Genomic DNA, 9,165 nt, shown 5'->3' on the forward strand with positions numbered 1-9,165 from the left:
ACGCCCGGGCCCCCCCCGGGGGCCTTACCCGCGCGGCGCGCCCCCGCCGGGGGGGTGCCTCTTTTTTGGGGCCCCCCCCATGCTACCCCCCGCCCCCGCCCCCGCGGGGGGGGGGCCCCCCCCCCCGGCGCCCTATGAATTACTTCACGACGGCGCCAACGATGGCATCCCAATTCGTGCTGATTTCCTTCTTGGCGGCGTTCTGTTCCTCCAAGGTTGGGAAGATCGCTTTTTCGTAGTTCTCGGCCGCCGGCAGCTTGTCCAGCATCTCCTTCGGGATCACGCCCTTCTTGGCTAGATCATTGAAGCGGATCGGGTGGCAATAGCCCTTCAGCCAGCCGAGCTGGCCTTCGTCTGAATAGAGATACTCCATCCACAGCTTGGCGGCGTTCGGATGCGGCGCATAGGCGCTGATCGCCTGTACGTAGACGCCTGCGACCACCGCTCCCTTTGGCACGACGATTTCGATTTCCGGATTGCCGGCCATCTTGTCGCGCATGGCAAGCAGGTTGTAGTCCCAGTTCATCACGATCGGTGTCGTGCCCTGGGCGACAGCTGCCGCTTCACCGTCGACCGGCACGAAGTTGCCGCCATCGTTGAGCTGCTTGAAGAACTGCAGACCCTTGGCGGCGGCATCCTGGCCGCCGGTACCGCCAGCCGCGAGGCCCGAAGCGTAAACCGACATGACGGCGTTGTTCGATGTGCGCGGGTCACCGGCGAGCGCCACCGAGTTGGCATATTCCGACTTCAGCAGGTCAGCCCAGTCCTGTGGTGCGTTCTGCACGACGGCCTTGTTCACGCCGAAGGCGAGCACGCCATAATAGTCGCCGTACCAGTAGCCATCGGCATCCTTGGCGCTGTCAGGGATCGTATCCCAGGTCGACACCTTGTAGGGCTGGATCAGGCTGTCTGCCTTGGCGGACGGGCCAAAAGACAGGCCGACGTCGATGACATCAGGCGCCTGCGGGCCCTTATTGTCCTTGTTGGCCTTGATCGCCTCGATCTCGTCGCCGGAGCCGGCATCGGGATTGAGCTCGTTGATGGTGATTTCCGGATACTTCGCCTTGAAGTCGGCGATGACGTCGCCGTAGCCGCACCAGCTGTGCGGCAGCGCGATGGTGGTGAGTTGGCCTTCCGCCTTGGCGGCGGCGACCAGTTCATCCATGGACTGCGCCGACGAGATGGCAGAGGTCGCCATCAGGGCGACGGCCGTGAGGGAAAGCACTTTTCCCGTGAATTTGAACATGTGTTCTCTCCGTTGAACTGACGCCGTTGGACGCCTGCGATGCGGTATCGTTTTCGTGTGACAACCCGATGAAAGCTTTGTGAAAGCGATGCCCAGCAGTACGAAAAAGTAAACTCTTTTTAACCGGCTGTAGCAATCGCTCCGCGATTATTTTTCCGGCTAACGAATTTCGGTCTTACCTTTCATCTCTTCCCCTTTCTTTGCCCTCATTTCCCAGATCAATTTTCGGCGCGAAACCGTCTCAAACGGTGCCGGCAATGGCATTGTCGAGCAACGTCAGCGCCGCCTTCCTGGTCAGCTTGACCGGGTTGCCGCCGGCGGTCGGATCGACCACCGCCATGTCGGCGATCAGGCCCTTGCGCTTCTTGTCCATGTCGAGCCCCTTGATCAGGCCCGGCAGCGCGTGCGGCACCTTCAATTCCTTGCGCAGCTTGATGACAGCCTTGGCGAAGCCGTCGAAGCCGCCTTTGATGCCGCAATAAGCCGCGAGCCGGGCGATGCGCGCCTCGATGGCGTCGCGGTTGAAGGCCAGCACATAAGGCATAAACACGGCGTTGGTCATGCCATGATGGGTGTCGTAAAGCGCGCCGATCGGATGCGACAGCGAGTGGATGGCGCCCAGCCCCTTCTGGAAGGCGGCAGCACCCATCGCTGCCGCACTCATCATGTGGGCGCGGGCGACGAGATCCTTGCCGTTGGCATAGGCTTTGGGCAGGTTCTCGAAGACGAGCCGCACGCCTTCGACCGCGATGCCATCGGCCATCGGATGATAGCCCGGCGCGCAATAGGCTTCCAGGCAGTGGGCAAGCGCGTCCATGCCGGTGCCGGCGGTGATGAAGCCCGGCATGCCGACCGACAGTTCCGGATCGGCGATGACGATGGCCGGCAAAAGTTTCGGATGGAAGATGACCTTCTTGGTGTGGGTCGCTTCATTGGTGATGACGCCGGCGCGGCCAACTTCCGATCCGGTGCCGGCGGTGGTCGGCACAGCGATGATCGGCGCGATCGCATCGGAGTTGGCGCGCGTCCACCAGTCACCGACATCTTCGAAATCCCAGACCGGCCGCGCCTGGCCGGCCTGGAAGGCGATCAGCTTGCCGAGGTCGAGCGCCGAGCCACCGCCGAAGGCGATGACGCCGTCATGCTTGCCCTTCTTGAACACGGCAATGCCGGCGGTCAGGTTGGAGTCGACCGGGTTCGGCTTGACCTCGGAAAACACGCCATAGGGCACCTTGGCGTCGTCGAGGATCTTCAACGTAGAAGCGACGACCGGAAGTTTGGCCAGCCCTGGATCGGTAACGAACAGCGGCCGTTTGATGCCGGTCGCATCAAGCACATCAGGCAATTCCTTAATGCGCCCCGCGCCGAAGCGCACGGTTGTCGGGTAGTTCCATTTGGAAATCAATTTTGTCATTTTTATCTTTCAGAAAATCAGATGGCTTCACGCAGATGATATGACTTCGGCCTCGTCAGATTGTCGTAGCCGATGGCCGACAGCGCAGCGCCCTTGCCGGTGTCCTTGACGCCGGTCCAGACCAGCGCCGGATCGAGATAGTCGCAGCGGTTCATGAACACGGTGCCGGTCTCGATGCGATCGCCGAGAGCCGCAGCATGGTCGGTGTCGCGCGTCCAGATCGAGGCCGTCAGCCCGTAGGGGCTGTCGTTCATCAGCGCGATCGCCTCTTCGTCGTTGCGCACCTTCATGATGCCGACGATCGGCCCGAAACTTTCCTCGCGCATGACGCTCATCTGGTGATCGACCTCGGTCAGCACTTCCGGCGCCAGATAGGGCGAGCCTTGCTCGTCATTGGCCACCTTCATGTTGATGTGGGCCTTGGCGCCCTTGCGCAGCGCCTCGGCCTTTTGCTCGCGGATCAGGTCGGCGAAGCGCGCCTGTGCCATCGGCCCCATCGTCGTCCCCTGGTCGAGCGGATTGCCGACGACGTAGTTCTTGGTTTCGGCGATGAAGCCTTCGACGAATTCGTCATAGACCTTCTCGTGGACATAGACGCGCTCGATGCCGCAGCAGCACTGGCCGGAATTGTAGAAGGCGCCGTCGACCAGGTTGGCGACGGCATGGTCCATCTTGGCGTCGGCCAGGACATAGGCCGGGTCCTTGCCGCCGAGTTCGAGGCCGAGCGTCATGAAGGTGCCTGCCGCGGCCTTCTCGATGGCGCGTCCACCGGCGACCGAGCCGGTGAAGTTGACATGGTCGATCTTGCCTGAGCCGAGCAGTCTTTCGGTCTGCACATGGTTCATGACGAGGTTCTGGAACAGGCCCCTTGGCAGGCCGGCTTTGTCGAAAGCCTGCTGAAAGCGTTCGCCGACCAGCAGCGTCTGCGCCGCGTGCTTGAGGATGACGGCACTGCCGGCCATCAGCGAAGGCACGATAGTGTTGACGGCGGTGAGATAGGGATAGTTCCACGGCGCAATCACCATGACCACGCCGAGCGGCACCTTCTTCACATAGCGGCGAAACCCGTCCTTCGGATTGGAGGCCATCACCGGCTTGAGTGCCGCTTCGGCGATCTCGACCATGTAGTTGGTGCGTTCCTTGACGCCGCCGAATTCGCCGCCATAGCGCACCGGACGACCCATCTGCCAGGCAATCTCCGGCACGATCTCGTCGGTCATGGCGACCAACGCTTCCAGCATGGCAAGCATGTATTTGCCGCGCTCGACGACCGGCGTCTCAGCCCATTTCTCCTGCGCCGCCTTGGCACGCTCGACCGCCGCATTGATCGCCTGGTCCGTGGCCACAGGCCGTTCGGCATAGATCGAACCATCGACGGGAGATTTTATCTTGACCGTTTCGGTCATTCCTTGAGTCCTCGCAGTTTATGACAATCTCGGTTTTGAGCCGCCCGCCCGTCGGGCGGCAAAGGCTGAACGGCAGCGCTGGCGTAGTTAGTACCGCTCGAACCCCCTGTGCAGTTCCCAATCGGTAATGCGGCGGTCGTATTCGAACTGCTCCCAATGCGCCGTATGGACATAATGCTCGAGCACGCCGTCGCCGAGCGCCTGCTTCAGCATCTCCGATTTCGCCAGCGTCTCGGTGGCATCACGCAGGGTCTTCGGAATTTCCGGCAGCTGCGAGGCTTGATAGGCATCGCCGACGAAGGGTTTTTGCAGTTCAAGCTTTTCGTCGATGCCGGCAAGGCCGGCCGCGATCAGCGCGGCGAAGGCGAGATAGGGGTTCAGATCGGCGCCGCCGATGCGGCATTCCATGCGGATGCCCTTGGTGCCCTCGCCGCACAGGCGGAAACCGGCGGTGCGGTTGTCCTCGCTCCACATGATCTTGGTCGGCGCGAAGGTGCCGGCCTGGAAGCGCTTGTAGGAGTTGACGTAGGGCGCCAGGAACCAGGTGAATTCCTTGGCGTATTTGAGCTGGCCCGCCGCCCATTGCTGGCCGAGCGTCGACAGTGTCCAGTCGGCCTTCTTGTCGTAGAAAAGCGGCGTCTCGCCGTCGGCGCTCCACAGCGAATTGTGGATGTGGCTGGAATTGCCGGCCAGCCCGTAATTGTACTTGGCCATGAACGAAATCGCCTTGCCTTCGGACTCGGCGATTTCCTTGGTGCCGTTCTTCAGGATGACGTGGCGGTCGGCCATCTCGAGCGCCTCGGCATAACGCACATTGATTTCTTCCTGGCCGGGGCCCCACTCGCCCTTGGAGTTCTCGATCGGAATGCCGGCCGCTTCCATCTCGTTGCGCAGCCGGCGCATGACGCCTTCTTCCTTGGTGGTGATGCCGATCTGGTAGTCGCCGATATAGGGCGAGGCTGTGTCGAGGCCTTGCCAATGCTTCTTGCGAGCGGAATCGTAGGTTTCGCTGAACAGATAGAATTCGAGCTCGGAGGCGAAATAGCCGAGATAGCCGCGCTCGCTCAGCCGCTTGACCTGCTTCTTCAGGATGGCGCGCGGCGAATGCGGCAGGTCGTCATGGGTGTGGTGGTCGAGCACGTCGCAGATCACCAGCGCCGTCTTTTCCAGCCATGGAATGCGCCGCAGCGTCGACAGATCGGGCTTCATGACGAAGTCGCCGTAACCCTTCGACCAGCTCGCCGCCTTGTAGCCGGGCACCGGTTCCATATCGATGTCGGCGGCCAAGAGATAGTTGCAGCCATGCGTCTCGTCATGGGCGGAATCGACGAAATACTGTGCCAGGAACCGCTTTCCCGCCAGCCGCCCCTGCATGTCGACAATACAGGCCAGCACCGTGTCGACCTCACCGCTGGAGACCGCTTTCTTCAACTGATCGAACGAAAAATTTCCGGCCATTCCTTTGGCACTCCAGTGCTTGTCGTTTTGAGCTTGTCACTTGGAAGATGTGGAACGCCATGGCCGGCAAGGCGCCGGCCATGATCATGAAGAGGGTGTCAGACGCCGGCTTCGCCTACGGCTACCTCGGCAGCCTTGATCGCCGCCTGACGCTTTGCAATCTGGTCACCAATCGGCGGACCCTGGAAGCGGCGGTTCTCGAAAGCGAACCAGATTATGAGTGCCAGCAAAACGAAACCGACGGTAATCTCAAGCGCCCAGTCATTCGGCGGCTGAATGCCGATGAAGAAAATCAGCGCCATTGACAAGAGAGAGAGGATCGCAAACAGACGATAAGCTCCGATGCCCATATTCCACGGGCCCATCGCCGGCCATTTCGGGCCGCCTATCGTTACCAGGCCCAGCGCAATCGGCACTGCAAATGACAGGAATAGGAAGATGACGGTGCACGACACGACGATGGAGTACGCCGGCGTACCAGCGATCGTGATGGCAGAGGTCAGCCAGACGAATAGGATCGCCAGGATGGAGGCTCCCCATATCGCGGCGACCGGCGTCCGGTGCTTCGGGCTAACAGTCGCCAGTTGCTTGGAAATGCCGGGCATTCCGCCATCCCGCGAGAAGGCAAAGAGCATGCGCGAAGCCGACGTTACCGTGGCAAGGCCACAGAGCCATTGCGAAACGAAGATCGCAACGTAGAGGATCTGCTTGACCGCCGGATTCACCTGCGCATCCATCGCCCAGAAGAACACGTTCCAGCCCTGTTTTGCGGCGTCGTCCATGCTGGGGATCATCAGCACGAAGGCACACAACATGATCCAGCCGAACAGCCCCGACCAAAATACAGAAGAAACCATGCCGCGAGGAACTGAATGCGCCGCCTTCAATGTCTCTTCCGACGTGTGCGCTGAAGCGTCATAGCCGGTGATGGTGTAGATCGGCAGCAACAGGCCAAGCAGGAACGCCATGCCTCCCGAAACCGCGACTGGCCATACCGAGCTTGCGCCTTCGGTGCCCGTGTAGTTGGCGAAGGTGAACAGCCTTCCGAATTCAAAACTCGAAGCAGAGCCCAGACAAACAAGGGTCAGCGCGATCGCCGTGGCAAAGATCAGGTAACCAGAGAAGTCAGTCAGCTTGGCCGTCAGCTTAATGCCGAAATGATTGACCAGAGCCTGAAGCACGGTGATGACGGCCACGAAGACGACGCGATGGGTCAGTGTGTCCTCGACGCCGAACATGGAACCGAAAGCTCCAAAAAAGAAGTAGAATGTGCCGACGTTGATGGCGCCGAGTACTGTCACGAGGCCGAGCAGGTTGAGCCAGGCCGACAGCCATCCGGTGAAGCGATTGCCAAGGATAGAGCCCCAATGGTACAGGCCGCCCGCTGTCGGATAGGCCGAGGAAATCTGTGCAAGTGCCAGCGCAAAAACGCCTGAAATCAAAACACCCACGGGCCAGCCGATGCCTATCGCCGCGCCACCGGCGCCTGATGTGGCCTGACCGAGCGAATTGATACCGCCAGACAAAATACAGATGATCGAGAACGAGATCGCGAAATTGGAAAACTTGCTCATGCTACGCTCGAGTTCTTGAGCGTAGCCCATTCCATGGAGGACGTTTACGTCCTCCTTCTTGTCGACTTCCGTATATTCTTGAGCTGACATTTTTGTCCCCTTCTGGTTCTTAGCTAGCCGATTGTACTGACTTTCCCACTGCGCTTGGTCTGGAGCTCCTGGCCTCCTCGGGCTCCAGATCTAGAAAAATCCCCGTGAGCAGATCCGCCCATTTCCGCTGCCCGGCTTCGTCGGATATTTCGTCGTTGCGGATTTCGATCATCGCGCAGGGTAGCCCCCGCGGGCGCGCGTGCCGTTCCAGCGTGAAATAAACGCGGTCGGCCGGCGAATAGGGTTCGTTGACGCCGACATTGACGCCGGCGAGCCGCTGCAGCGCGGCGACAAGCGGCGCTGCAAGCCGGCGATCCTCGTCATGGATGATGCCGATGTGCCAGGGCCGGCTATTGCCCCTGTAGACCGGGGTGAAAGAATGGATTGAAACCAGCCGCGTCTCAAGCCCGCGCGCCCGCCTTTTGTCGATGATGTCAGCGACCGCATCGTGGAAGGGCTGCCAGGACAGGGCGATGCGCGCGGCGCGCTGCTTTTCCGACAGGCCGGCATTGCCCGGAATGGCCGTGCTCTCGCTGACCGGCGGCACCAGATCGGGTGCGTCGAGCGGGCGGTTGCAGTCGATGACAAGGCGCGAAATGCGGGTCTCGACCAGCGTCGCGTCAAGCGCCTCGGCCATGCGGCGGGCGACCGGCAGCGCGCCGGGATCCCAGGCGATGTGGCGGGAGAGCTCTTCGGCAGCAAGGCCGAGCGTTCCGAATTCCGGCGGCAGGAAATTGGAGGCGTGGTCGCAGGTCAGCACGAAAGGGCTCGATCCGCCGGGGTTCGTCACCCTCACGGTTTCAGGCGATGCAAGGCTGGCGGGCCGTGCTGTCTCCATTATCCTGTCGTCCCCGGGGAGCGCTGTATCGTATGTTACGTATTTTGCCTCATTGCGTCCCTGTGGATGATTTCATACAGTTTGTCGGGCTTTGTCAAACGCGATTTCGGGTCAAATGCGATTTCGGCAAAACGGCCAGGCATGGGGAAAAGATGATTTCGAGCATTGCCGAACTGATCTCGGACCGCATCGGTACGATGCCGGCGGGCGAGCGCCGCGCAGCGCAAACGCTGATCGCCAGCTATCCGCTGATCGGCCTGAAGACTGTCGCCGAGTTCTCAGCTGCCGCCGGCGTCTCCTCGCCGACGATCCTGCGTTTCGTCGCCCGGCTCGGCTTCCAGAACTACCCGGAATTCCAGTCGGCGCTGCAGGACGAACTGGCGGCGCAACTGCAGTCGCCGGCGTCACGGACGCTCAACCCGCCATCGCCGAACGGCGGCGCGGTGTCGCCGATGCTGGAGGCGACGCTCGACAACCTGCGCGAGACGTTCAGGCACCTGTCGGACAAGCAGCTTGCCGACATCGTTGCAAAGCTTGCCGATCGGCGCGGCAAGACATTCCTGATCGGTGGCCGCTTCACCGATCCGCTGGCGCGCTACATGGCCGCCCACCTCGCCATCATCCAGCCCAATGTCTTTCACCTCGCCGGACAGGAAAGCGTCTGGCGCGACCGGCTGATCGACATGGGCAAGCGCGACGTGCTGGTGATCTTCGACATCAGGCGCTACCAGGACAGCCTGGTCCGTTTCGCCGAGACGGCGCATCAGCGCGGCGTGCAGATCGTGCTGTTCACCGACCAGTGGCTGTCGCCGATCGCCCGCTTTGCCCGCCATGTCATCGCCGGGCGCACCGCCGTACCCTCGGCCTGGGACTCCTCCGCGGCCCTTTTCGTCGTTGCCGAAACGCTGATCGGCGCCGTCACCCGGCAGCTCGAGGCCGACGGCGCCAAACGCATCCGCGAGCTGGAAAGCCTGCGGTAGGCCGACGCGGCCTGAACTCGACCGCATGATCGCTTCCGCGCCGGAAACCGCGCCAGGCCGCAAACGCAAAACGGCCCGCACTGAGGCGGGCCGTTTTGTGGATTTGGTTGCGGGGACAGGATTTGAACCTGTGACCTTCAGGTTATGAGCCTGACGAGC

Annotated in this window: 7 protein-coding genes; 1 reads left to right on the forward strand and 6 read right to left on the reverse strand. The window is 61.5% G+C overall.

Features of this window, described 5'->3' with window-relative positions:
• Positions 1 to 139: 139 nt before the first annotated feature.
• The 6 genes from AC0L3I_RS31850 to AC0L3I_RS31875 all read right to left on the reverse strand — a co-directional run bounded on the left by AC0L3I_RS31850 (position 140) and on the right by AC0L3I_RS31875 (position 8,026).
• A complete protein-coding gene (locus AC0L3I_RS31850; protein ID WP_473529553.1) occupies positions 140 to 1,246 on the reverse strand; it encodes an ABC transporter substrate-binding protein in 1,107 nt (368 codons plus the stop codon).
• Between the two features lie 241 nt (positions 1,247 to 1,487).
• The gene (locus AC0L3I_RS31855) at positions 1,488 to 2,660 is read right to left on the reverse strand and encodes an iron-containing alcohol dehydrogenase (RefSeq protein WP_473486392.1); all 1,173 of its coding nucleotides are present in this window, start codon (positions 2,658 to 2,660) and stop codon (positions 1,488 to 1,490) included.
• Positions 2,661 to 2,677: 17 nt separating this feature from the next.
• Positions 2,678 to 4,066 (reverse strand): aldehyde dehydrogenase family protein, encoded by a 1,389-nt coding sequence (locus AC0L3I_RS31860; RefSeq protein WP_473486391.1) that lies wholly within the window; start codon positions 4,064 to 4,066, stop codon positions 2,678 to 2,680.
• A gap of 87 nt (positions 4,067 to 4,153) precedes the next feature.
• The gene (locus AC0L3I_RS31865; protein WP_473529554.1) at positions 4,154 to 5,524 is read right to left on the reverse strand and encodes a glutamine synthetase family protein; all 1,371 of its coding nucleotides are present in this window, start codon (positions 5,522 to 5,524) and stop codon (positions 4,154 to 4,156) included.
• Positions 5,525 to 5,622: 98 nt separating this feature from the next.
• The gene (locus AC0L3I_RS31870) at positions 5,623 to 7,188 is read right to left on the reverse strand and encodes an amino acid permease (RefSeq protein ID WP_473529555.1); all 1,566 of its coding nucleotides are present in this window, start codon (positions 7,186 to 7,188) and stop codon (positions 5,623 to 5,625) included.
• Positions 7,189 to 7,207: 19 nt separating this feature from the next.
• Positions 7,208 to 8,026 (reverse strand): N-formylglutamate amidohydrolase, encoded by an 819-nt coding sequence (locus tag AC0L3I_RS31875; protein WP_473486390.1) that lies wholly within the window; start codon positions 8,024 to 8,026, stop codon positions 7,208 to 7,210.
• 152 nt (positions 8,027 to 8,178) lie between these two features.
• Between AC0L3I_RS31875 and AC0L3I_RS31880 the strand changes: the two genes are divergently transcribed.
• On the forward strand, positions 8,179 to 9,006 hold the full coding sequence (locus AC0L3I_RS31880; RefSeq protein WP_292598548.1) for a MurR/RpiR family transcriptional regulator: 828 nt from the start codon (positions 8,179 to 8,181) through the stop codon (positions 9,004 to 9,006).
• The last annotated feature ends 159 nt before the right edge of the window (positions 9,007 to 9,165 follow it).

The organism is Mesorhizobium sp. WSM4840 (genome assembly GCF_055811755.1).

Bases quoted from the DNA above. Each gene is read 5' to 3' on its own strand.
- AC0L3I_RS31860 (WP_473486391.1), bottom strand. From the start codon at position 4,066: ATGACCGAAACGGTCAAGATAAAATCTCCCGTCGATGGTTCGATCTAT.
- AC0L3I_RS31850 (WP_473529553.1), bottom strand. From the start codon at position 1,246: ATGTTCAAATTCACGGGAAAAGTGCTTTCCCTCACGGCCGTCGCCCTG.
- AC0L3I_RS31880 (WP_292598548.1), top strand. From the start codon at position 8,179: ATGATTTCGAGCATTGCCGAACTGATCTCGGACCGCATCGGTACGATG.
- AC0L3I_RS31875 (WP_473486390.1), bottom strand. From the start codon at position 8,026: ATGGAGACAGCACGGCCCGCCAGCCTTGCATCGCCTGAAACCGTGAGG.
- AC0L3I_RS31870 (WP_473529555.1), bottom strand. From the start codon at position 7,188: ATGTCAGCTCAAGAATATACGGAAGTCGACAAGAAGGAGGACGTAAAC.
- AC0L3I_RS31865 (WP_473529554.1), bottom strand. From the start codon at position 5,524: ATGGCCGGAAATTTTTCGTTCGATCAGTTGAAGAAAGCGGTCTCCAGC.
- AC0L3I_RS31855 (WP_473486392.1), bottom strand. From the start codon at position 2,660: ATGACAAAATTGATTTCCAAATGGAACTACCCGACAACCGTGCGCTTC.